This is a genomic window from Lebetimonas sp. JS032, from assembly GCF_000523315.1.
Lineage (GTDB): Bacteria > Campylobacterota > Campylobacteria > Campylobacterales > Nautiliaceae > Lebetimonas.
Genome location: NZ_ATHS01000001.1, coordinates 1,324,345 through 1,349,372 on the forward strand (window position 1 = coordinate 1,324,345; position 25,028 = coordinate 1,349,372).

The following is a 25,028-nucleotide window of genomic DNA, read 5'->3' on the forward strand; positions in this document are numbered from 1 at the left end:
TCTCCTTATAATTCATAATTTCAATACAGAATTTTCAGAACCGAACGGTGAATTTATTTTCTCACAATTTTCGTCATTCAGCCATTTTCCGTCTGCCAAATATCCAAATTCATAAGTCTGATTAACAAGAAGTGATTTTCTTATATAAAAGCTTCCGTCTTTTTTTCTTTTCATTTTTTCTTTTTCCCACTTATTCCAGCTTCCCATTATATAAACCTCATTTGCTTTATTATTAAAATAAAAACTGACCCATGCTTTATTTTTTCTTTTTTTTATCTGTATCATTTTCTCTCCTTAAATTTGTTGAGATTGGCAAATAAAATTTGTTTAAATAATCTTTCATCATACGTCTTGCGGAAAATTTGGGTGTAATTGATTTTATTGCCTCTTTTTGAATTTTTATCCATTTTTTTGAATATACGCTGTCGTCTCTGTCATAATATAGTTCAGCGATTTTTTCCAGATTTTCATAAATACTTTCGGCATCTTTTACATCATCGCTTGACTCACCCCCTATAACAAACCCGTTTTTGCCATTGTATCCCTCAGGCCACCAGCCATCAAGGGTTGAAAGATGAATAGTGCCGTTAATTGAAGCTTTCATACCGCTTGTACCGCTTGCCTCAAGCGGCAAAAGGGGATTATTAAGCCACACATCACTGCCTCTGATTAAATATTTCGCCACTTCTTCTCCATAATCTTCCACAAATGCAATTCTTCCTTTACTTTTTGGATCTTCGCATATTTTAAATATTCTTTGAATTATCTGTTTTCCCGGAGTATCGGCAGGATGGGCTTTTCCTGAAAATATAATTTGAATCGGCTTTTTAGGATTATGGATTATTGAATAAAGCCTGTCTAAATCTCTTAAAATCAAATCCGGTCTTTTATAGCCTGTCATTCTTCTTGCAAAAGTAATTGTCAAAATATTACTGTCAAGTAAAGCACCTTCGGCTATTACCACCAACGGGTCGGTTCCGTTTTCCCACTTATTTCTATCTTTTTCATTAATAAATTCAATCATATCTATTTTATATCCATATCAAAACAGTTTATATCATCCTGTATTTCAAGCCAGCTTCCTATAAGTTCATCATATTTTTTATACAAATCATAATTTACCCATGTCGGAATATGAACCCCGTTTGTTACATAATCTATTTTTTTATTTGTTTTAATCAAGAAATTTTTCCAGATATTTTCTGTTACATTTTTATGTTTTTTTGATACCGCATTAATATTATTGCTTAAACTCATGGCTAGTATCGTCATATTAAATCCATGAGGATTATCCGGATTTATTCCAAAAGAAAAAAATTCATTTAAATCCATATTGAGTGTTTTTACATAATCTTTAAAATAACTGCCCACATTTTCAAAAGAATATATATCCGTTGCAGCGGCAAGAGGCGTATGAGTCGTAAAAACAGAAGTCTGTTTTACTTTTTGCAAGGCTTCTTCTTTACTCACTCCCTGATTTATAAAATATCTGATTCTCTCAAACAATGCAAATGCGGGATGGCCCTCATTCAGATGCAGAATTGAATATTTAATACCCAGTGTTTCAAGAACTGCATAGCCACCTATTCCAAGAACTATCTGCTGACGTAGTCTTTGATTCATATCGGGTGTGTAAAGATGAGAACTTATCCCCCTGTCCCACGGAGAATTTTGCTCTATATCGGTATCCAAAAGATAAAGTTCAACTTTTCCTACATTTACTTTCCATACAGCCGTATAAATCGGAGGGTCTATAAAAGGGACCTGGATTATTAGCTGTTTCCCGTCTTTATCCATAACCCTTTCAATTGGCGCTTCATCTTTGTTGATATTTTGATTTTCACTGTTTTGCCATCCGTCGCTTCCTATTACCTGTTTCAAATAACCGTTTGAATACATAAATCCTACACCTACAAAAGGCAGATTCATATCGCTTGCCTCTTTTAAAATATCGCCGGCCAAAAAACCGAGGCCTCCGCTGTAAATAGGAATAGAATGATGCAGACCAAACTCTGCACAAAAATATGCCACCGGAAGGGTGTTTTCATCAGTATAAATTTTGGAAGTATTCAAATAGTCTTTAAAAAGCGCCGAAACAAGATTATATTCTTTCATAAATTCATGATTGTTTAAAAGTGCTTTAAAATCGTTATCATCAAGCCTCTTGAGAAGGGAAATGGGGTTATGACTAAGCTCTTCCCACAAATAAGGGTCAATTTGTCTGAATAATTCCCTTGCCCTCGGATTCCAGCTCCACCAAAGATTAAGGGCTATTTTTTTAAGATTTATAAGTTCCTCAGGAAAATTTTCAAGTAATATGTTTTTTGTTTTCATTTTTTTCCTTTTGGAAATTATAACTCAGTTTTGCTTAATTTTTGCTTAAAATTTACTCAAAGTTTATAATAAGTGATATAATTTTTCTAAAATATATGATTAAAGGGGTGTTCAATGAATTACAGTTTATTTTTTGATTACGACAATAAAAAATTGGAGCAAAAAGCGTATGATAATATTTTAAAAGAATTTGAAAACAGAGAAACAGGATATTACCGACTGCCTGAAACTTCTAAAAAATTTCTTAATATTAATTTTGGCGCAGAATATAATGAAGTTGTTGTAATAGGTATTGGAGGAAGCTCTCTTGGAGCAAAAGCTATATATAGTATATTTAAAGACAAACTAAAAAAAATGATTTTTCTTGAAAATCCGGACCCTGTGGATATTGAAGATAAAATAAAAGAGATTAAAAAACCGCTGTTTTTTGTAATATCAAAATCTGGCAAAACAATTGAAACCATTTCAATATTTAAAGAAACAATAAAAAAATTTGATTTAGGTAAAAATGCAAAAAATTTAAAAATAATAACCGACGAAAATTCTCCTCTTGACAAATTCGCCAAGAAATGGAATCTGGAAACATTTCATATTCCTCATAATGTTGGCGGGAGGTTTTCCGTATTAAGCGCAGTGGGGACTGTTCCGCTTAAAGCCGCCGGGCTTAATGTAAAAAATCTGCTTGAAGGTGCAAAAGAATTCAGGGAAAAATTTTTTCAAAAAAAAGAATGGCATTTAAACAAAAAAGCCGCCTTTTATGCCCAAAATTATCAAAAATATCCCATAAATGTAATGTTTGCCTATTCCAATATGCTCTCTTCATTTAAAGATTGGTTTGTTCAGCTGTTTGGCGAATCTTTGGGAAAAGACGGCAAAGAGATAATGCCGGTAGGTCACATAGGAAGTATAGACCAACACTCATTCTTACAGCTTTTGATGGAAGGTATGGGCAAAAAAACACTTACATTTGTAAAAATAGAAAATTTTCAAAGCAAATTAACAATTCCTGATATTAATCTGCCTTATTTAGAAGCAACAGATTTTGTAAACGCCCATACATTTAACGAACTGATAAACAAAGAATGCGACTCCACGCTTGAAGCACTGCTTAGTAAAAATTATCCGATAGATTTAATAACAATTTCACAAATAAATGAAAAAAACACGGGAAATTTAATAATGTATTATGAAATTTTAACAAGCGCCATAGGAAGCCTGCTTGGAATAAATACATACAATCAGCCGGGAGTGGAACTTGGAAAACAAATTCTCAGAAATAAATTTTAAAGATTTAGGATTACTAAAATATAATAAGTTTTTATTATTACAGGAGAAGTTAACTTCTTTAAAAGAAAATTTTTTGCTTTTTGCAACACATTATCCTGTATATACTGTTGGAGAAAAAGAAGCAAAACTTTTTCCTTTTGCCACCCCCGTTAAAAGAGGCGGCAGCGTTACATATTTTGACGAAGGGACATTGATGCTTTATTTTATATTTAATGTAAACAACCCCCCTTTGTTTTTTAAAAAAATAAGAACAGTTTTAAACAAATTTTTCAATAAATTTGACAAACCCGTTTTTTATGACAAAAAAAAGCCAGGATATTACATTCAAAATAGAAAAATAGCGTCCCTCGGGTTTCATTATGAAAAATGCCGCTCAAATCATGGAGTTTCTATTCATATAAACCCAGATTTAGGAAATTTTAATAAAATAAATCCCTGTAATTTAAAAGGAATAAAAGCCACATCCTTTAAAAATGAAGGAATTGACATTTCAATTGAAGAAGTAAAAAAAGATTTAAAAAAAATAATAAAAGAAGTTTTCGATGAAGCCTAAAGTTACAGCCCCAAGCAAAGAGGTAATTTCAACTACAAAAAACATTATCGATAAATACGGCGTTAATACCGTCTGCTACTCTTCAAAATGCCCGAATATAAGCGAATGCTTCGCAAGAGGCACTGCCACTTTTATGATTTTGGGAAATATATGCACCAGAAACTGCAGATTTTGCGGTGTTAATAAGGGAAAGCCTCAAAAAATCAATGAAGCTGAGCCTGAAAAAGTAGCAAATGCCATAAAAGAAATGAAACTTAAATATGTCATAATAACATCGGTTGACAGGGATGATTTAGAAGATTTTGGAAGCATTCACTGGCACAGGACAATTGAAAAAATAAAAGAAATTAATCTTGAAACTAAAATAGAAGCTCTAACACCTGATTTCAGAGGTGATATAGAGGCTTTATCTTTATTAGCTACTTCAAGTGCAGATAAATTAGCTCATAATATAGAAACAGTAAAAAGACTCCATAAAAAACTAAAACCTAAATCATCTTATGAATTATCTCTAAAAATTCTTGAATTCTATTCAAAATACAAAATAACAAAATCTTCTTTAATAGTAGGATTTGGTGAGGATTTTGAAGAAATTGAAAAAACATTAATAGATTTACAAAATGCAGGAGTTTCTCAAATTACAATAGGACAGTATCTTCGTCCCTCACCTCATCATTATCCTGTGAAAAAATATTATTCTCATGAAGAATTTAAAATTCTTGAAAAATTGGCTTACTCAATAGGATTTGAAGCGGTTGCAAGTGGGGAACTAGTTAGAAGCAGTTACTATGCAGATAAGTTATAAGAGAAAAAAATGAATATAGCAATTTTATGCAGCGGAGGAGATTCCAGCGGTATGAACAATGCCATTAAAAAATTTGTTGAATATTCTTATGAATTAGGCTTTACACCATATTTTGTTTACAGAGGTTTAGAAGGCTTAATTGATGGAGATATAAAAAAAGCTTCTTTTAAAGATGTAAGCGGAATTATATATAGAGGCGGAACAGTTATAAAATCCGCCCGCTCAATTAGATGGTATGATAAAAATTACAGAAAAAAAGCCTTTGAAAATATTAAAAAGCATAATATAGACGCACTTGTAATTTTGGGGGGTGATGGAAGTTTCAGGGCTTTGAATGTTTTTTATAACGAATTTAAAGTTCCGTTTATGGGAATACCTGCCACAATTGACAACGACATACCTTTAAATGAATACTCCATCGGGGTGGATACTGCTTTAAATATAATAAGAAACGCCGTCGATGATATAAGGGATACGGCAAGTTCATTCAGCAGGGCTTTTGTAATAGAAACAATGGGAAGGGAGTGCGGATATTTAGCACTGACCAGCGCTGTTGCAAACGGAGCTGAAATGTGCTTGATTCCAGAAGAGGAATATAATCTCGAAAATCTTAAAAAAAGATATTTAAAAGAAATAAAAAACGGAAGAGATTATTTTATAGCGATTATTGCAGAAGGACTTAAAATAAGTGAAAAAATAAAAGAGTGGTTTGAAAAAGAAATAGGTTTTGAAAGTCGTCTAACTGTTTTAGGACATATTCAAAGAGGCGGAAGCCCTACTGTAATTGAAAGACTAAGAGCCTCTGAATTTGTAGTAACTGCACTTGATAATATAAAAAACAACCCAAATAAAATTGTTACTTATTTTGATGATAAATTTATTTTAAGAGATTTAGAAGAAATTGAAAGCTCAACATATTCACTTGATAAAAAACTTCTAAAAATAGCATATCCATTAATGGGAGTTGAAAAATGAAAACAAATATACCTAAACTTATTTCAAACTATTTTTATCTAAAACCAAATCCAAAAGATAAAAATGAAAGAGTCTCATTTGGTACAAGCGGTCACAGGGGAAGTGCAAATAATAAAACATTCAATGAAGAGCATATTTTTGCAATTGCTCAGGCAATTGCCGATTATAAAAAAGAAAAATCTATTACAGGAGCGGTATTTATAGGGAAAGACACCCACGCACTTTCTACTCCGGCTGAAATGAGCGCTATAAGGGTACTTTGCGCAAATGACATAGAAGTTGTAATAAATAACGATTACACCCCTACTCCTGTAATTTCACACACAATAATTGAGCACAACAAAAAAAATAAAAACTCGGACGGAATAGTTATAACGCCTTCGCATAACCCCCCGGAAGACGGAGGATTTAAATATAATGCCATAAACGGAGGCGCAAGCGAAACAAATATAACAAAAACAATAGAAAAAAAAGCAAATTTTTATTTGGAAAACAAAAATTATAAAACAATAGATTATGAAATTGCACTCAAAAAAATAAAAACAGACGATTTTATAACGCCTTATGTTAAAAATTTAAACAAAATAGTTGATATGGACTTAATTAAAAATTCAAAATTAAAAATAGCTGCAGACCCTCTTGGAGGAAGCGCAATTCCCGTATATAAAAAAATTAATGAAATCTGGGGGGTCGATTTTGATATAAAAGATGGTGAAGTTGATTTTACATTTTCATTTATGCCTTCTGATAAAGACGGCAAAATAAGAATGGACTGCTCAAGCCCTTATGCTATGAAAAATCTTTTAAAACTAAAAGACAATTATGATTTAGCCTTTGGAAACGATACCGATTCAGACAGACATGGAATTGTAACTCCTAAAGGAGGACTTATTAATCCAAACCATTATTTAACAGTTGCAATGTGGTATCTTTTTAAACATAGAAACTGGCCAAAACATTTGAAAGTAGGAAAAACAGTTGTAACTTCTTCTATGATTGATAGAGTTGCAGATTCTCTTGGCGTGGAAGTTTATGAAACACCTGTGGGATTTAAATATTTTGCAGAAGGTTTATACGAAGGACAGCTCGGATTTGCCGGAGAAGAGAGTGCTGGGGCCAGCTTTTTAAGATACGATGCAAGCCCCTGGAGCAGTGATAAAGACGGTATAATAATGAATCTCCTTGCAATAGAAATTATGGCAAAAACCAAAAAAGACATTGCAGATATTTATGCTGCATTTGAAGACAAATTCGGGAAAAGTTATTATAAAAGAGTGGACGCCCCGGCTACAAAGAAACAAAAAGAAATTTTAAAATCAATTACACATTTAAATATAAAAACACTCGCCGGAGAAAAAATAGAAAAAATCTATACAAAAGCACCTGGTAATAACGAACCTATCGGAGGTATGAAAATTGTAACGAAAAATTCATGGATGGCGTTTAGACCGAGCGGCACGGAGGATATTTATAAGATTTATGCCGAAAGTTTTATATCAGAGGAACATCTTGAAGCAATTATAAAAGAAATTCAAGAAGAGTTGCAAAAAATATTTGAGGAATTAAAATGAATCTAATACAAAAATATAACATCCCCACTCCAAAAGAAAAAAGAGTAAAAATAAATGAAATTTTAAGCTTTGATACATTTCCTTGTGTTTTAAAAATAGATTTACCTGTTCATAAAAGTGATATTGGAGGGGTAATTACAGATATTCAAAATAATGATGAATTAAAAAAAGCAAAAGAAATAATTTTAAATAATCTTAAAAAACACGATATCTCTTTTGATGAAAATAGTGAGTTTTTAATTCAAGAAGAAGTTAAAGGAATTGAACTTATTATCGGCGGGAAATTTGACGGAATTTTTGGAGAGGTTTTAATTTTTGGAAGCGGAGGGACATTAGTAGAAATCGAAAAAGACATAACTTATATTGACACAAATGCGGATGAAAATGAAATAACAAAGGCAATTAAAAAAACAAAAATTTCAAAAATATTTCCTGAGTTCAGGGGCAAAAAATATAATTTAGGCGCTGTAATAGATGTAATTAAAAAACTTCAGATTATGTTTAACAATGAAAATATAACAGAATTTGACATAAATCCTTTAATCGTAAATGAAAAAGGTGCAATTGCAGTTGATGTAAGAATAAAAGAAGGTAAAAAAAATAAAAAAACTTTTTATTCTAAAAAACACTCAATCTTTAAAAATGAAAATATAGCAATATTTGGGGCAACCGACAAAGAGGAGAAAGTCGGATACGCAATAGCCAAAAATGCACTAAATTCAAAAGCAAACATCTATTTTGTAAACCCTCATTTAAACACCCTTTTTGACAAAAGAGTTTATAAATCAATTGACGAACTACCTCCTATTGATACTTCTGTAATTGCAATTCCTACCAAGTTTGTATTAGACACAGTTGAAAAAATGGCATGTAAAGGCTGTAAAAATTTTATAATTATTTCTGCCGGCTTTAAAGAAATTGGAAATATTGAAGCTGAAAAAAAATTAAAAGAACTGGCAATAAAATATGATTTAAACATTGTAGGACCTAACTGTCTCGGAATTTACAACGCTGATAAAGAACTTAATTTAACCTTTGCAAAAAGCTCAATTTATAAAGGGGATATAGGGCTTATTTCCCAGTCAGGTGCGGTTTTAACTGCAATTATGGATAAAGCTGCCCAAAATAAAATAGGATTTTCCCATATTATTTCAATGGGAAATATGGCTGATTTTAATTTTGCAAATGCAATCAATGAACTAAACAATCAAGAAAATTGCAAAACAATTTCAATTTATGCCGAAGGTATACAATACGGAAAAGAATTTTTAAAAGCTATTCGTAATTCTAAAAAAGAGATTTTAATTTTTAAAGCAGGAAAAAGCAAAGCCGCCAAAAAAGCTGCATTTTCCCATACAGGAAATTTAGCAGGAGATTTTGAAATGTTTAAAATTTTAAGTGAAAATGCAGGAGCTGTATTTAAAAACTCTATTGAGAGTTTAATTTATTCGCCGGAATATAAGGCAAAAGAAGTAATTATCGTTACAAACGCAGGAGGTCCTGGAACAATTCTTACCGATTTGGTAAGTCAATACGCTAAAATTAAAGAACTCGATAAAAAAACAATTGAGAAATTAAATAAAGTGCTTCCTCCTACCTGGTCTCACAACAACCCTATCGATGTAATAGGAGATGCGACAGATGAAAGGTACAAAGCAGCCCTTGAAACAGTAAAAAATTTGGGCGATATTATTTTTGTAATTATAACCCCTCAATATATGACGGATGCTTTATCTATTGTAAAAATTTTAAACAATGACAAATATATTCCTATACTGCTTGGAAAAGAAAGTTTTCTTGATGCAATAAATTATCTTGAAAATCAAAACAGACTCTATTTTACTTCGCTTGAAGAGGCGGCAAAAATATTATAATTAAGTTCATTTTAAGTTTGAAGAGTTAAAATATAGATATAAAACTTTTAAGGAGGGAAAATGAAGGAAAAATTACAGGAAATCGGAAAATTATTAGAAGAGCTTAAAAAAAACAAACCCGAAGAGATTCAGTCTTTTTTAAATTTTATGCAGAGGGCTGAAAAAGATTCTGCAATTAGCGCTAAAAACAAAGAACTTATAAATATATCTTTGGCTGTTGCGGCTCAGTGTCAATGGTGCATAGCATTTCATACAAAAAACGCTCTAAATCTTGGAGCAACAAAAGATGAAATTTTAGATGCGGGATTTCAGGCCGTTTTAATGCACGGAGGTCCAGCTCTAATGTATATGATACCTCTACTTGAGGCAATTGAGGAGTTTGGAAATGAAAGTTAGTGAAATAAAAACATTTTATTATCTGATGAAACTGGGACGCCGTTTTGAAGAAGCTGCAAAACAGGAGTATATGAAAGGGAATATTGCTGGGTTTTTACATCTTGATATAGGTCAGGAGGCTGTGAGTGTCGGAACTATGCAGGCATTTGACAAAGGTGATGTTTTTACCCATTATCGTGAGCATGTGCTTGCAGTTGCAAGGGGGATGGAGCCTAAACTCATAATGGCCGAACTTTTCGGTAAAAAAACAGGAATTTCAAAAGGAAAAGGCGGAAGTATGCACCTTTTCGAGCCAAAACTCAGTTTTTACGGAGGAGATGCAATTGTAGGAGGCCAGTTTCCTATGGCTGTAGGCTGCGCATATGCCAGGAAAATTCAGGGTGAAAATGCAGGGGTTTTTGCAATAGGCGGAGACGGAGCCACAAACGGAGGCGCTTTTTTTGAAAGTATCAATTTAGCCGCCGCATGGAAACTTCCGATTATATTTTTTATAGAAAATAATTTCTACGCAATAGGCACAAGAATCGGATGGGTCAGCCCTTTTGAAGAGCTTTACAAAAAGGCAAAAAATTATATGCCGGCCGTTAGAATTGACGGAATGGATGTATGTGAGGTTTATAATGAGGTTTTAAAGGCAAAAGAATATATAGAAAACGGCCTCGGACCTTATTTTATAGAAGCCCAAACATACAGATACGAAGGGCATTCTATGAGCGATGCCGGAAAATACAGAAGTGAAGAAGAAATAGATATTTTTAAAAGAAGAGACCCTATTGAAAATCTAAAAAACAGAGCCATAAAAGAAGGAATTGTTGAAAAAGAATATTTTAATCAAACGGATAAAAAAGTAGAAAAAGAAATTGAAGAGGCCGTCGAATTTGCAGCTAATTCCCCGGAACCTGAAATAGATGAATTATATAAAGATGTATATTGCAAGGAGTGTGAAAATGTTGTATCGTGAGGCATTAAACAGAGCCATTGACGAATCAATGGCGGAAGATGAAAGTATAGTTATTCTCGGTGAAGATGTAGGAAGATACGGGGGAAGTTACAGGGTAAGCGAAGGACTTTTCAGCAAATACGGAAAAAAAAGGGTAATCGATACTCCTATAGCGGAACTCAGTATTGTGGGAAATGCGGTCGGTATGGCCATAGGAGGACTTAGGCCGATAGCCGAAATAATGACAGAAAATTTTTCGCTTCTTGCATTTGACCAAATTATAAATCATGCAAGTAAACTCAGATATATGAGCGGGGGAAAAATCACCCTGCCGCTTACTATTAGAATGGCTGGGGGTGTATCTCGTCAGCTTGCCGCCCAGCACAGTGAAAATTATGAAACAATGCTCAGCTCAGTTCCCGGACTTTATGTTTTGTGTGCAAGCAATGCAACATATGCATACCATGCGTTAAAATGGGCTATTTTCAGCAACGACCCCGTAATTTTTCTTGAACATGAACTGCTTTATCCGGTTGATATGGAGTTTAAAGAAATTGAAAACTTCAATCCTTTTAAAGCAGAAGTTGTAAAAAAGGGAAAAGATTTAACAATACTTACTTATTTTAAAATGAGATATGATGTAATCGAAGCTGTAAAAGAGCTTGAAAAAGCAGGAATTGACGCTGAAATTATTGATTTAAATTCTCTTAGACCCCTAGATATTGAAACAATAGCCGAGTCTATTAAAAAAACAAAAAAATGTGTAATTGTAGAAGAAGACCATAAAACAGGCGGAATGGGAGCTGAAATAGCCGCCGAGATTATAGAAGAGTGTTTTTACAATTTAGACGCACCACTTCTTAGAATTGCTGGAGAAGAAGTTCCTATTCCTTATAACAGAAAACTTGAACTCGCTTCAATTCCTACACCCGATAAAATAACTCAAAAAATCCTTAAATGGAAGGCCCAAAATGGAATATAAAGTTACAATGCCTATTTTATCCGACACAATGGATAAAGGTAAAATTGTTAAATGGTATGTTAGTGTTGGGGATATTGTAAAAAAAGGCGACAAATTAGTTGAAGTGGAATCCGACAAAGCCACCATGGATATAGAAAACTACGAAAACGGTGTTGTTAAAAAAATTTTAGCTAATGTTGGGGATGAAGTTCCGGTAAAAAGCGTTATTGCAATAATTGAGAAGAGTGGGCAAGAACCAAGTAGCCAAGTTTCAAGTTCCAAGAAGCCAAGTAGCCAAGTTTTAAGTTCCAAGAAGCCAAGTAGTGAAGAAATAGATATTGATAAATTAATTAACGAACTGACTTCTTCTTCAGAACAATCAATTTCCGGCAATGCATCACCTGTGGCAAAGAAAAAAGCAAAAGAGTATAACATTGATATAGAAAAACTTCAAAATGAAAATGCCCTTCCAAAACCCGCCCACGAAAAAGATATTAACGAATTTTTGCTAAACAGATATTTTACAAAAAAAGCAGCTAAATTAATAAATGAATACAATTTAGACATAAATGAATTCAAATTAAACCATAAAATAAGAGAAACTGAAGTATTAAATTATATAAAAACAAATAATATCGCAAAAACAATAAAACTTAACGCAAATCAGTTGGCTGTTATCAAAAATGTTGAAAATTCACTTACAAAACCTATATTCTTTATATTTGAAGAAATAGAAATTGAAAAAAAAGAAGGCATTAAATTGACGGCCATTTTAATTAAAGCTTTAGCAAATGCTATGCAAAAAAATCCGCTTACAAGAAGTGTTTTAAAAGACAATAGCTTACTTACCTACCCTGCTTCAAACATATCTGTTGCAGTTAGTAGAAATGATGGACTTTATATGGCTGTAATTAAAAAAGCAGAAGAAAAAACTTTAAATGAAATAAATGAATGGTTAAAAGAAATTAAGACAAAAAGACTTACTATTGAAGATTTAACAAACTCTACTTTTGGACTTAGCAATCTTGGAATGTTTAATATAAAAAGATTTAGCGCTTTAATAAATGATAAAGATAGCGGTATAATGGCTGTTGGAAGTTTAATTGACGGAAAAATAAAAGTTACTTTTACATTTGATCATAGAATTATAAACGGCGTGGAAGCGGCTAAATTTGTAAATGATTTTAAAAATGAAATTAAAGGGATAAAATGAGAGATGTAATATGTTTGGGGGGCGGACTTAATTATGCAGCCGCCGTTGTTTTGGCAAAAGCAGGGCTTAAAGTCACGTTAATAGAAAAAGATTTAAATTTTTTAGGAGGAAATTGTCTGCATGCAGGATGTATTCCTTCAAAAAATATGCTTCATAGGGCTAAAACAGTTTTAGAATCAAGTGAAGATGTTTTTATTGAAAAGGCAAAAGTTAATGTAGAAAAATTACTTAACAAAACATTTGATAGGATTAAAAAAAATACTGAGGCTATTAAAATGCAGTTAAAAGCCGCAGGCGTAGAAGTTTTAGAAGCAAAAGGATATGTAACCGATGAAGGTATAGAAGTAAATGGAGAAATTTTAAAAGCAAAATATATAATAATTGGGACTGGTTCTCACCCAAGAGTACCTGATGGAATAGAAGTTGATAACAAAAAAATAATCACTTCAAAAGAAGTGTTTTCTTTAACTCAATTGCCAAAACATATCGCAATATACGGAAGTGGCCCAATTGGGCTTGAATTTGCAGGATATTTTGCAGCACTTGGTGTAAAAGTTGATTTAATTTATAGACATGAAAATATTTCTAAAAAAATAGCTCCTGAAATTGTTGAAAAACTACAAGAGCAGTTGAAGTTAATAGGCATAAATTTAGTTCCTAACACATCTATAACCAAAGCTGTTGCAAATAAAAAAGTAGAAATTCAAACGAATAACGGCAAAAAAGAAGCTGATTTGCTTTTAGTTGCAACCGGCAGAATTCCAAATACATGGATGATAAAAACTCCTAATTTAAAAATTTCAAAAGGAATTGATACAAATGAATATTTTCAAACTACTCTGCCAAATGTTTTCGCAATTGGAGATGTGAATGCAAAACTTATGCTAGCCCACGCAGCAAGGGCCGAGGCGCTGAATGTAGCAAACCGGATTTTGGGCAAAAAAGAAAAACTAAGCCTTGATAATATTCCAAAATTTATCTATACAATTCCTTTAAATTACGCAGCTGCCGGGAAAATGGAAGGTAAAAAAACTGTTTTTCCACTAAATCGTCTTGGAATAAGCGGAGCTGTATTAAACAGTGAAAACGGACTGGTAATTTTATATACCGATGAAGAAAATTTTATAAACGGGGCTGAAATATTAGCGCCTAATGCAGAAGAGATTATAGGAATAATAAGTGCTGCCCTTGCAGGAGAGATGGATAAAGACACACTGCTTAAAGCAGTATTTCCTCATCCAACTTTCTCAGAATCAATTGACAGAGTTTTAAGGAGGGTTAAATAATGGCCATACCAGTTAATGAAGTTAAAAATTTAAGTGTTGATGAAGTAGCAAAAAAATTTGAAACGGATTTGCAAAAAGGACTTAGCGAAGAAGAAGCTAAAAAAAGACTAAAGCAATATGGATATAATGAAATCCCCGAATATAAAGAGCCACTGTGGCACAGAATTTTCAGGAGATTCTGGGGACCAATTCCTTGGATGATTGAAATTGCGGCTATTCTTAGTGCGCTTGTTCACAGATGGGAAGATTTTACTATTATTATGATAATGCTTTTTGTAAATGCGGGGCTTGATTTTTATCAGGAGCACAAAGCCTTAAACGCAATAGAAGTATTAAAGAAAAAATTAGCAAGAAAAGCACTGGTTCTCAGAGATGGCAATTGGCAGGAAATTTTAGCCAAAGAACTGGTCCCCGGAGATATTATAAAAATAAAAATAGGTGACATTATCCCGGCCGATGTAAAATTAACAGGCGGAGGTGATTATATTTCGGTTGACCAATCTGCCCTAACAGGTGAGAGTCTGCCCGTAAATAAAAAACCGGCAGATGTGGCTTATTCCAATTCTATTATAAAACAGGGTGAAATGATAGCAATTGTAGTTGGAACCGCTCTTAACACATATTTTGGGAAAACAGTAAAACTGGTGGAAAAAGCCCAGGAAAAACAAAGAAGCCATTTTCAAAAGATGGTAATAAAAGTTGGAAACTTTTTGATAATTATTACTGTATTTTTAGTAGGTATTATTATCTTTGCCGGCATTAAAAGGGGTGACCCTATTTTTGATTTGCTTGAATTTTCACTGGTTTTGACAGTTGCGGCAATTCCGGTAGCCCTTCCTACAGTTTTAACGGTTGTAATGGCAGTGGGGGCTTTGAACCTTGCCAGAAAACAGGCAATTGTTTCAAGACTTGCGGCTATTGAAGAAATGGCGGGAATGGATGTATTGTGTTCTGATAAGACGGGAACACTTACACAAAACAAAATGAGCGTAGGAAATATTTACACAGAAGACGGGCATACGCAAGAAGAAGTGATTACTTACGCAGTATTGGCAAGTAAAAAAGAAAACAACGACCCGATTGAAAAACCTATTTTTGAATGGGCAGACAAAAACAATTTAAAAATTCCAGAATTTACATTAGAAAAATTTATTCCATTTGACCCTGTAAGAAAAAGAACAGAAAGCTATTTAAAATTAGATAATAAAGAAATGATAGTTACAAAAGGTGCCCCTCAGGTTATTATTGAAATGTGCAATTTAACCGACGATGAGAAGAAAAAAGCTTACGCTAAAGTTGAAGGATTCGCTGAAGATGGATTTAGAACGCTTGGTGTGGCCTATAAAACAAAAGAGGAAAACAGCTTTAATTTTGTAGGTCTAATTCCTCTGTTTGACCCGCCTAGAGTTGACAGTAAAGAGGCAATTGAAGAAGCAAAAGCAAAAGGCGTTGAAGTTAAAATGGTAACGGGTGATAATGTTGCCGTAGCAAAATATATAGCAAGAATTTTGGGAATTGGAGAAAATATATATTCTATAAGAGACCTTAAAAACGAAAAAAACGACGAATATATAATACTTTCCGAAGTAATTTCAAAAGCACTCTTGAAAGCTATGAATCTAAGTGATGAGGAAGTTAATGAAAAAGTAAAAGAAATAGTAAAACTTGTAAAAGAAGAGATAGAAAAATCAAGAAAGCTTGTTAAAGGCTCTGTTAAAAGACATGAAAGTGAAATTATAAAAATTATTGAAGAAGCAAACGGTTTTGCAGAAGTATTTCCTGAAGATAAATATTTTATAGTGGATGAGCTTCAAAAAGCAGACCATATCGTAGGTATGACGGGAGACGGTGTAAATGACGCACCGGCTCTTCGCAAAGCAGATACTGGAATTGCGGTAAGCGGTGCAACAGATGCGGCAAGAGCGGCTGCTGATATTATTCTTATGGCTCCTGGACTTAAAGTTATTGTAGACGCAATTAAGGAAGCCAGAATTACATTTGAAAGAATGAAAAGTTATACTGTTTTTAGAATTGCCGAAACACTAAGGGTAATATTCTTTATGACACTGGCTATTGTTCTATTTAATATTTATCCTGTTACAGCTTTAATGCTTATTATTTTAGCCCTTTTGAATGATATTCCAATTTTGGCAATTGCATATGATAATACAAAAGTTCGTGAAAAACCGGTACGTTGGGATATGCATGAGATACTGATTCTTTCCAGCTGGCTTGGAATTGCAGGAGTGCTTAGCAGCTTTTTATTTTTTTATCTTTTAATGGCTTATTTACAATATCATCCAGACACTCCATTTTTTATGCCTATGGTGCCTGAGTGGGTAAATATACACGATCCTAAAAGTTATCTCGGATTTGTTCAGGCTGCATTTTTTGCAAAACTTGTAATTGCTGGACACGGAACAATTTACAATACGCGTATTGACGACTGGTTTTATAAAAAACCGTATCCTAGCGCAATACTTTTTGGTGCAACAATTTCAACAAGAATAATTGGAACAATTATTTCAATTTATGGATTTGGACTTATGACACCTATCGGATGGGCATGGGGGCTTTTTGTATGGATTTATGCAATAGTTTGGTTTATTTTTAACGATGCAGTTAAAATGGCTGTAATTAAATATTACAGAAAAATGAAAGGTGAAGAAATTTTATGATTCCAATAGATTTATTATATTTTTTAATAATTCTGTCTTTTTCTTTTCTTACAGGACTTGAGCTTAAAACATATAAATTATCAAAACAGGTTCAAAAGCCCCATTTCGGCTCTGCCAGAACTTCCACTTTTATAGGAATTTTAGGCTTTGCTTTTTATAAAATTAATATAAATCTTTATATTTTAGGATATTTTTCTTTAACTCTCCTTTATGCGATTCATTATTATTTTAAAAACCAAAATTTAAGAACTTCAATTCTTTCTTTTTTGGTAATTTCACTTGTTTACTCTTTTTCAGGACTTTTATTTACTACCAAAAATATATGGTCTATAGCTATAATTTTTGTTTCAATTGTATTTATTTTAAATTATAAATCACACACCAAAAATATTTTTTCGCAAATAAATCAAAATGAAATAGAAACTTTTGGAAAATTCATTCTTTTAAGTGCGGTTATTTTACCTGTTTTACCAAAAAATCCTTTACCGTTTATTGGTATTTCAGCTTTTAAAATATGGCTTGTAGTTGTAATAATTTCTGCAATTTCATATTTCAGTTATATCGCACAGAAATTTCTTTTTAAAAACAAATCCTTTTTAATTACAGGTATTTTCGGAGGTCTTTATTCTTCCACCGCCACAACGGTGGTTCTTTCTAAAAAAGCTTTTAGTATTAATGCAAAAGACAATGTGCTGAGTATTATAAATTCATCCATTATTTTAGCAACTTCTATGATGTATTTAAGACTTTTAGTAATTGCTTTTATCTTTAATCAAAATATTTTTTATAAACTTTTAATACCTTTTTTAATTTTTTCTTTAACTGGAATTATTATTTCTTTTTTTCTTTATAAATCAAATCTAAATATTGAAGCTCCTATTGATGATAGAAACCCTTTAGAACTTGGTACAGCTTTTGTGTTTGCAATTCTTTTTGTTTTTATGATTTTAATTACAAAGTTTGTAACAATCCATTATGGTAATTTGGGGCTAAAAATTCTTTCATTTATTGTGGGATTTACGGATATAGACCCGTTTATTTTATCGTTAATCACAGGCAAAATCTCCATTAATATAAATGAAATTGCAAGCGCAGTTATAATAGCGGCAGGAAGCAATAATATTTTAAAAGCTTTGTATTCATATATTTTTAGCAAAAAAATCACTTTTTTAGCAAGCATTTTTTTAATTATTTTAGGAATTATTACTATAATTTACGGTATTATAATTTAATTTAAGCAATACTTAAGAAAAAAAGCGTTACAATAAATAAAACTTTTAAGGAGCGGGAGATGAAAAAATATATCCCGGCAGATGTGCCGATAGGTAAAAAAGAGGAATTTCTAAAAAATTTTTTAGAAATTACAAACAATACCGGAAGACTTATGCTTTTTGCAGGAGACCAGAAAATTGAACATTTGAATAATGATTTTTACGGCGAAGGAATATCGCAGGACGACAATAATCCAGAACATTTATTTAAAATAGCAGCAAACGCAAAAATAGGAGTTTTTGCCACTCAGTTCGGACTGATTACAAGATATGCAAATCTTTATCCTGATGTGCCTTATTTAGTAAAACTAAATTCAAAAACAAATATAATCCCCTATTCTGCAAAAGACCCGTATTCAAAACAGATGATTGATATGAAAAATGTGATTGAACTTAAAAACGATATGGGAGTTAATATAAAAGGTGTTGGATATACCGTTTATCTGGGAAGCGAATATGAAAGGGAAATGTTAAGCGAAGCGGCTAAAATAGTACATGATGCCCACAAAAACGCAATGATTGCTGTTTTATGGATGTATCCAAAAGGAAAATTTGTAAAAGACGAGCACGACCCTCATATAATAGCAGGGGCTGCAGGTGTAGCCGCATGTCTCGGGGCTGATTTTGCAAAAGTCAAAGTGCCTTACAAAAATGGAAAATTCAAACCTGAACTTTTAAAAGAAGCAACTTCTGCTGCAGGAAATACCGGAGTATTATGCGAAGGCGGTAAAAAAATAGACGAAACAGAATTTTTAAAAGAATTATATGCCCAAATTCATATAGGCGGTTCCAGGGGAAACGGGACAGGAAGAAATATACATCAAAGACCAATAGATGAAGCTATAAAAATGGCAAATGCAATTTATGCAATAACATGCGAAAACAAATCAGTAGAAGATGCAATAAAAATTTTAAGGAGAAGAAAATGAGTGAATTTATAAAATGGTTCAGTGAAATTGGAATTAAAGATGTGGATGAAGTGGGAGGTAAAAACGCAAGTTTAGGTGAAATGTATAACCATCTGACACCTCTTGGTGTAAATGTCCCAAACGGATTTGCTGTAACTGCAAGCGCTTATAGACATTATTTAGAAAAAAATAATTTAAACGAGCCTTTAGCCCAGCTATTTAAAAATTTCAATCCTGACAATATTGATGAACTTAAAAAAGTGGGTAAAACTGCAAGAAATCTGATAATGAAAGCCAAAATTCCTGAAGATTTGAAAAAAGAGATTTTAGAAAATTACCACAAACTTCAAGAGCAATACGGAGAAGATGTAAGCTTAGCCGTAAGAAGCTCCGCCACTGCGGAAGATTCACCAACTGCTTCATTTGCCGGGCAAAATGAAACATATCTTAATATAAAAGGCGAAGATAATCTGCTTTGGGCATATAAAATGTGTATCGCTTCTAATTTTACAGACAGAAGTATAAGTTATAAATATACCCACGATTTCGACCCACTTAAAGTATATCTTTCAGTCGTTATTATGAAAATGGTAAGAAGTGACTTGGGAAGCAGCGGAGTAATGTTCAGTATTGATACAGAAACAGGATTTAGAGATGTTGTATTTATTAATGCTGCCTGGGGGCTTGGGGAAAATGTGGTCCAGGGAACTATAAATCCGGACAGCTTTTTTGTGCATAAACCGACTTTTAAAAAAGGGAAAAAGGCGGTTTTAAAAAGAAAATTAGGTGAAAAAGAAAAAATGATGGTGTTTAGCAAAACACTTGAAACTGCAAATCTGGCAGAACAGTTTACAAAAAACCTTAAAACACCTATAGAAAAAAGAAGAAGATTTGCTATTTCTGATGAAGAAGTACTTAAACTTGCAGACTGGGCTATAAAAATAGAAGAACATTATTCCGAAGTAAACAATCATTACACACCTATGGATATGGAATGGGCAAAAGACGGGATAGATGAAAAACTTTATATGGTTCAGGCAAGACCTGAAACAGTTCATTCCCAGGAAAAGGCGACAGAATTTGAAATATACAAACTGCTTGAAAAAGGTAAAGTGCTTCTGACAGGAAATGCCGTGGGAGAAAAAATAGGAGCTGGGAAAGTATGTATTATGCATTCAATGGCAGAGGCCGATAAATTTGAAAAAGGGGATGTTTTAGTAGCACCTACAACAAGCCCAGACTGGGAACCTGTTATGAAAATAGCAAGTGCAATTATCACAGAAACAGGAGGGAGAACTTGCCACGCTGCAATTGTGAGTCGTGAGCTTGGAAAACCTGCAATCGTAGGGGCAAAAAATGCGACTAAAATATTAAAAGACAACCAACCGGTAACAGTCAGCTGCTCTGAAGGGGAAGTTGGAAAAGTATATGATGGAATACTTAAATTTCAAGTGGAAAAAGTTGATATTTCAAAGCTTCCTCGTCCAAAAACAAAAATTATGATGAATTTAGGAAATCCGGAACTGGCATTTTCACTTGCCAAACTTCCTGTTGACGGAATAGGACTAGCCAGAATGGAATTTATTATTACAAATTACATAAAAGCACACCCTATGGCGATCAAACATACGGAATTACTCAGTGAAACCGAAAGAGCTTTAATTGATGAACTTGCCTTTCCTTTTGACGGAGATGCCCAGGACTTCTTTATAAAAACATTAAGTGAGGGTGTGGCGACTCTTGCAGCAAGCGTTTATCCTAAAAAATGTATTGTCAGAATGAGCGATTTTAAATCAAATGAATATGCTAATCTGTTAGGGGGAAGGCATTTTGAACCTGTAGAAGACAATCCAATGCTCGGATTCCGCGGGGCCGCCAGATATACGCATCCGAATTATAAAGAAGGGTTTGAGCTTGAATGTCTTGCTATGAAAAGGGCAATCTGTGAGATGGGATTTGAAAACATTGTTTTAATGATACCGTTTTGCAGAAGAATCGATGAGGCAAAAAGGGTAAAAGAGGCAATGATTCAAAACGGTTTGGGTAATGTGCCTATTTATATGATGTGTGAAATACCAAACAATGTAATCCAGATAGATAAATTCCTTGAAATTTACGACGGAATAAGTATTGGAACAAACGATTTAACACAGTTAACTTTAGGGGTTGACAGAGATTCTCAAATAGTTGCTTTCGATTATGATGAAAGGGACGAGGGTGCAAAAAAGATGGTCAAAATGGCGGTTGACGGAGCAAAAAGACACAACAAATATAACGGCCTTTGCGGTCAGGCACCAAGCGATTACCCTGATTTTGCAGAATTTTTAGTCAATATCGGAATTGAAAGTATGAGTTTAAACCCGGATAGCGTATTGAAAATTATAAAAGATATCGCTGAAATGGAGCAAAAATGATACTAAAAAAACAAGCTTACGAAGAATCTCATGGTGCAGCAAAAATAGTAACAGGTTCTATGCATATCTTAGATACTGTAAAAAGCAGGGTTTTGATAGATGCAGGTATGTTTCAGGGACATGATGAATATAAAAATTTCGAACCTTTAGGATTTAATCCTAAAGAAATTGACGCTTTATTTTTAACACATGCCCACTTAGACCATGTAGGAAGAATTCCCCTTCTTTACAAATACGGATTTAAAGGAGAGGTTTTTGCACACCCGGCTACATTTGACATAGCAAAAATTGTTTTACTTGATGCTGCAAAACTTCAGGAAGAGGATTACGAAACAAAATTTAAAAAAGCCCAGAGAAAAGGTAAAGAAAAATTAATCAGAAAACCTCTTTACACCGTTGATGAAGTAAAATCTATTTTTAAAAAAATGAAAAAAAGAAAAATAGAATATAATAAAAGTTTTAAATATAAAAATTTAAAAGTAAAATATAAAGATGCCGGACATATACTGGGAAGTAGTTTTATTGAATTTACTTTTGAAGAATTCGGACTTAAAAAAAGAGTAGTTTTCAGCGGGGATTTGGGAAACAAAAACAACAATATTTTACCTCCTCTTGAAAAACCGACATATGCAGACGCCCTGTTTATTGAATCAACTTACGGAGACAGACTTCATAAGAGTTTTGAAGAGAGCAAAACGGAATTCAAAAAAGCGGTTATTCAAACACTTATGAACGGCGGAAATGTATTAATTCCGACATTTGCAATAGAAAGGGCCCAGCAGATTTTATGCCTGCTTAAAGAAATGAGCGATGAAAAATCTCTTCCAAAAGATGCAAAAGTGTTTCTTGATTCTCCAATGGCGGATAAAGTAACCTCTGTTTATAAAAAATGGCATAAATTACTTAAAAAAAGCTGCCAAAAATATAAAAACCATCCATTTGAATTTAAACAGCTGCGTTTTGTAAAAGATGTGGAAGAGTCAAAAAAAATTAATGATATTGAAAGAGGCTGTGTAATTTTGGCCGGAAGCGGTATGTGCAACGGAGGAAGAATACTTCATCATTTCAAACACAGAATCTGGAATCCGAGAAACGCTGTTATTTTTGTAGGTTACCAGGCGGTAGGAACACTCGGGAGAGATATGATAGACGGGGCAAAAAATATCAGAATTTATCATGAAGATATTATTGTCAGAAGCAAACTTTATACGATTAACGGTTTTTCGGCCCATGCAGACCAGGGAGAATTAATTGAATGGATGAGGGAATTTAAAACACTTGAAAAAATATTTTTGATTCACGGGGAATATGACAAACAGGTAATTTTCCGCTCTGTCATTTTAAATGAAATGAATAAAAAAGCCCATATTGTAGAAGAAGGGGAAAAAATATATTTATGAAAAATAAAGCTTTTGGGCTGTGGAGCACTATATTTTTAGGTATTGGCTCTATGGGGATTATTGCTTTTCTTAGCGGTTATTCCCTTGCAAAATTAGCTCTTAGATATCCATCTCGAGGAGGAATAGTTGAATATTTAGTCCAAGAATTTAATGTAAATATCTTCTCAGGTGGAATGAGTGTAATGTGCTTTTTGGACATTCTTCAACTTTTACCATCAATTCTTTTGGTCTTGGAATTCTTGCATTTTTTACAATAGTAAATCTAATAGGTGCAAATCTTGTTGCTAGCTTACTTTCTTTGCTTATCAAGGTTTTAGCGTTATTACAAATACTATTGAAGATATGAAAAATTCTAAAAAAAATATGCTAAGAGCAATGCTTTTATCAATTTTAATTGTTTTATATGTGACAATTAGTATTACCGTTTTAGGAAATTTACCTTTAAAAGAAGTTATAAAAGCAAAAGATTATGCGTTAGCTCTTGCAGCAAAACCTGTATAGGAGAACTTGGATTTAAAATTATGGCAATAACTGCTCTTATTTCAACTGCAAGTGCAATAAATGCAACACTTTATGCAACTACACAAATAAGTTATACCTTAGCAAAAAACGGGGAACTTCCAAAAGAATATGAATATAATATTTTTCATTCCACTGAGGGTCTTTTAATAAGTGTAGCTTTGATTATTCCTATAATTTTATTTTTAAATTTAACAGAAATTACAACTGTAGCAGCATTAAGTGTTTTAATAATTCAAGGCATTGTCCATTTAGGGCACTTAAGAGTGTATCATAGAACAGATGCGAACAAATATCTTGTTTTTCTCGCATTTTTTTTTATGTTTTTAGTGGTAATTTTAACTCTTTATTATAATGCACTGGTATTTAACAGGAAGTTTCATATGAATGATTTTGGCAGTTTCAATTTTTTTGATTACCCTAATTTTTATTATATGGCAGCCAAAAGGCCTGCAAATTGGAACTACTGCAATAATCGGAGCATTTATAGCTCTTATTTTAGGAGTTGTAAATTTTAACGATGTTATTGAAGTTATAAAAATTGTATGGGATGCGACACTTGCATTTATCGGGATTATAATTCTTTCTATGGTTTTAGATAAATTAGGATTTTTTGAATATATGGCGATAAAAATAGCAAAACTTTCACGCGGAAACGGTAATTTAATGTTTATAAATTCTATGCTACTTGGGAGCGTAGTTTCTGCATTTTTTGCAAATGACGGAGCTGCACTTATTTTAACCCCTATTTTACTATCAAAACTAAAAATGTTAAAACTAAATTTAAAAACAATAACTGCATTTTTACTCGCAGGCGGATTTATAAGTGATAGTGCATCACTTCCTTTTGTATTTTCAAACCTTACAAACATAGTAACAGCAGATTTTTTTCATATAGGATTTTTTGAATATTTTAAAAATATGTTTTTTCCTTTCATTGTAAGTACAATTGCATCAACTTTTATTTTATGGCTGTTTTTAAGAAAAAATATTCCAAATAAAATTGATATAGATTTACTGCCACCTGCAAAAAGTGTAATTAAAGATGAAAAACTATTTATTTTTTCTTTTTTCTTTTTAGCATTACTTTTAATAGGATATTTTATTGGAGATTTTTATCATATTCCTGTATCTGTTTTTGCTCTTGGAGGTGCTTTAATTTTTCTTAATTATATCTCATAAAAAAGTTGTAGATGCAAAAGAAATCATTCTAACAGCTCCCTGGCAGATAGTATGGTTTAGTATTGGGCTTTATATTGTGGTATATGGACTAAAAAATGCAGGACTGACAGATTATTTAAGTATAATTTTAAAACATCTGCTTGAAATAAATAAAAATTTAGCAATTATTGCAACAGGATTTATATCTGCTTTTTTAAGCGCAGTTATGAATAATTTGCCGACCATTATGATTATGGATATTTCATTAAAGCATATAGGAAATGAAGCTATGATTTATGCAAATATTATCGGTTCAAACCTTGGACCTAAAATGACACCTTTTGGTTCTTTAGCAACACTTCTTTGGCTGCATGTATTAGAAAAAAAAGGTGTAAAAATTACATTTAAAGAATATACAAAATTTGGACTTATTATTACACCGCCTGTTCTTTTAATTGTGCTTTTAATATTAATATAAGGAG

22 protein-coding genes and 1 pseudogene are annotated in these 25,028 nt (G+C 32.7%); 20 read left to right on the forward strand and 3 right to left on the reverse strand.

What is annotated here, in order from left to right; genetic code table 11:
* Nucleotides 1–12 precede the first annotated feature (12 nt).
* Genes DZ65_RS0107465 through glgP (DZ65_RS11335) form a run of 3 tightly spaced genes read right to left on the reverse strand, consistent with a single transcriptional unit; the run spans nt 13 to nt 2,334 of the window.
* On the reverse strand, nt 13–285 hold the full coding sequence (locus DZ65_RS0107465; RefSeq protein ID WP_024791483.1) for a hypothetical protein: 273 nt from the start codon (nt 283–285) through the stop codon (nt 13–15).
* Complete coding sequence (gene glgP, locus DZ65_RS11330) at nt 257–1,024, reverse strand: alpha-glucan family phosphorylase (RefSeq protein WP_201767798.1); 768 nt, start codon at nt 1,022–1,024, stop codon at nt 257–259. The genes DZ65_RS0107465 and glgP (DZ65_RS11330) overlap by 29 nt, the downstream gene beginning before the upstream one ends.
* Nucleotides 1,025–1,026: 2 nt before the next feature.
* Nucleotides 1,027–2,334, reverse strand: a complete 1,308-nt coding sequence (gene glgP / locus DZ65_RS11335) for an alpha-glucan family phosphorylase (RefSeq protein WP_201767799.1) — start codon at nt 2,332–2,334, stop codon at nt 1,027–1,029.
* Nucleotides 2,335–2,448: 114 nt separating this feature from the next.
* Here glgP (DZ65_RS11335) and DZ65_RS0107475 point away from each other — a divergent pair, with 114 nt between their 5' ends.
* The 20 genes and pseudogenes from DZ65_RS0107475 (at nt 2,449) to DZ65_RS11540 (ending at nt 25,024) form a co-directional block, all read left to right on the forward strand.
* On the forward strand, nt 2,449–3,621 hold the full coding sequence (locus tag DZ65_RS0107475; protein WP_024791484.1) for a glucose-6-phosphate isomerase: 1,173 nt from the start codon (nt 2,449–2,451) through the stop codon (nt 3,619–3,621).
* A 73-nt stretch (nt 3,622–3,694) separates the two neighbouring features.
* Nucleotides 3,695–4,174 carry a lipoyl(octanoyl) transferase gene (locus DZ65_RS0107480; RefSeq protein WP_156920231.1) on the forward strand — a complete coding sequence of 160 codons (480 nt, stop codon included), beginning with the start codon at nt 3,695–3,697 and terminating at the stop codon, nt 4,172–4,174.
* A complete protein-coding gene (lipA, locus tag DZ65_RS0107485) occupies nt 4,164–4,979 on the forward strand; it encodes a lipoyl synthase (RefSeq protein WP_024791486.1) in 816 nt (271 codons plus the stop codon). The genes DZ65_RS0107480 and lipA overlap by 11 nt, the downstream gene beginning before the upstream one ends.
* 9 nt (nt 4,980–4,988) lie before the next feature.
* Nucleotides 4,989–5,954, forward strand: a complete 966-nt coding sequence (locus DZ65_RS0107490) for a 6-phosphofructokinase (RefSeq protein WP_024788018.1) — start codon at nt 4,989–4,991, stop codon at nt 5,952–5,954.
* Nucleotides 5,951–7,525: an alpha-D-glucose phosphate-specific phosphoglucomutase gene (locus DZ65_RS0107495; RefSeq protein ID WP_024791487.1), complete on the forward strand. Its 1,575-nt coding sequence runs from the start codon at nt 5,951–5,953 to the stop codon at nt 7,523–7,525. Before DZ65_RS0107490 ends, DZ65_RS0107495 begins: the two co-directional genes overlap by 4 nt.
* Nucleotides 7,522–9,399, forward strand: coding sequence for an acetate--CoA ligase family protein (locus DZ65_RS0107500; protein WP_024791488.1), 1,878 nt, complete (start codon nt 7,522–7,524; stop codon nt 9,397–9,399). Before DZ65_RS0107495 ends, DZ65_RS0107500 begins: the two co-directional genes overlap by 4 nt.
* Nucleotides 9,400–9,459: 60 nt before the next feature.
* Entirely contained in the window at nt 9,460–9,795 is a 336-nt protein-coding gene (locus DZ65_RS0107505; protein WP_024788020.1) for a carboxymuconolactone decarboxylase family protein, read from the forward strand.
* A complete protein-coding gene (pdhA, locus tag DZ65_RS0107510) occupies nt 9,785–10,756 on the forward strand; it encodes a pyruvate dehydrogenase (acetyl-transferring) E1 component subunit alpha (RefSeq protein WP_024788021.1) in 972 nt (323 codons plus the stop codon). Before DZ65_RS0107505 ends, pdhA begins: the two co-directional genes overlap by 11 nt.
* Nucleotides 10,743–11,717: an alpha-ketoacid dehydrogenase subunit beta gene (locus DZ65_RS0107515; RefSeq protein ID WP_024788022.1), complete on the forward strand. Its 975-nt coding sequence runs from the start codon at nt 10,743–10,745 to the stop codon at nt 11,715–11,717. Before pdhA ends, DZ65_RS0107515 begins: the two co-directional genes overlap by 14 nt.
* Nucleotides 11,707–12,909 carry a 2-oxo acid dehydrogenase subunit E2 gene (locus DZ65_RS0107520; RefSeq protein ID WP_024790141.1) on the forward strand — a complete coding sequence of 401 codons (1,203 nt, stop codon included), beginning with the start codon at nt 11,707–11,709 and terminating at the stop codon, nt 12,907–12,909. The genes DZ65_RS0107515 and DZ65_RS0107520 overlap by 11 nt, the downstream gene beginning before the upstream one ends.
* A complete protein-coding gene (locus DZ65_RS0107525) occupies nt 12,906–14,195 on the forward strand; it encodes an NAD(P)/FAD-dependent oxidoreductase (RefSeq protein WP_024790142.1) in 1,290 nt (429 codons plus the stop codon). Before DZ65_RS0107520 ends, DZ65_RS0107525 begins: the two co-directional genes overlap by 4 nt.
* Nucleotides 14,195–16,873 carry a plasma-membrane proton-efflux P-type ATPase gene (locus DZ65_RS0107530; RefSeq protein WP_024790954.1) on the forward strand — a complete coding sequence of 893 codons (2,679 nt, stop codon included), beginning with the start codon at nt 14,195–14,197 and terminating at the stop codon, nt 16,871–16,873. Before DZ65_RS0107525 ends, DZ65_RS0107530 begins: the two co-directional genes overlap by 1 nt.
* On the forward strand, nt 16,870–18,105 hold the full coding sequence (locus tag DZ65_RS0107535; RefSeq protein ID WP_173391319.1) for a DUF4010 domain-containing protein: 1,236 nt from the start codon (nt 16,870–16,872) through the stop codon (nt 18,103–18,105). The genes DZ65_RS0107530 and DZ65_RS0107535 overlap by 4 nt, the downstream gene beginning before the upstream one ends.
* Before the next feature lie 59 nt (nt 18,106–18,164).
* On the forward strand, nt 18,165–19,073 hold the full coding sequence (locus tag DZ65_RS0107540; RefSeq protein WP_024790144.1) for an aldolase: 909 nt from the start codon (nt 18,165–18,167) through the stop codon (nt 19,071–19,073).
* The gene (gene ppsA, locus DZ65_RS0107545) at nt 19,070–21,466 is read left to right on the forward strand and encodes a phosphoenolpyruvate synthase (protein WP_024790145.1); all 2,397 of its coding nucleotides are present in this window, start codon (nt 19,070–19,072) and stop codon (nt 21,464–21,466) included. The genes DZ65_RS0107540 and ppsA overlap by 4 nt, the downstream gene beginning before the upstream one ends.
* On the forward strand, nt 21,463–22,866 hold the full coding sequence (locus tag DZ65_RS0107550; RefSeq protein WP_024791489.1) for an MBL fold metallo-hydrolase RNA specificity domain-containing protein: 1,404 nt from the start codon (nt 21,463–21,465) through the stop codon (nt 22,864–22,866). Before ppsA ends, DZ65_RS0107550 begins: the two co-directional genes overlap by 4 nt.
* A complete protein-coding gene (locus tag DZ65_RS11150; protein WP_024791490.1) occupies nt 22,863–23,123 on the forward strand; it encodes a hypothetical protein in 261 nt (86 codons plus the stop codon). Before DZ65_RS0107550 ends, DZ65_RS11150 begins: the two co-directional genes overlap by 4 nt.
* 85 nt (nt 23,124–23,208) lie before the next feature.
* Complete coding sequence (locus tag DZ65_RS11155) at nt 23,209–23,367, forward strand: hypothetical protein (RefSeq protein ID WP_236617372.1); 159 nt, start codon at nt 23,209–23,211, stop codon at nt 23,365–23,367.
* Nucleotides 23,368–23,387: 20 nt separating this feature from the next.
* Nucleotides 23,388–23,903, forward strand: coding sequence for a hypothetical protein (locus DZ65_RS11160; protein ID WP_236617373.1), 516 nt, complete (start codon nt 23,388–23,390; stop codon nt 23,901–23,903).
* Nucleotides 23,797–25,024, forward strand: a pseudogene (locus DZ65_RS11540) (arsenic transporter). Before DZ65_RS11160 ends, DZ65_RS11540 begins: the two are co-directional and overlap by 107 nt.
* Nucleotides 25,025–25,028: the final 4 nt, after the last annotated feature.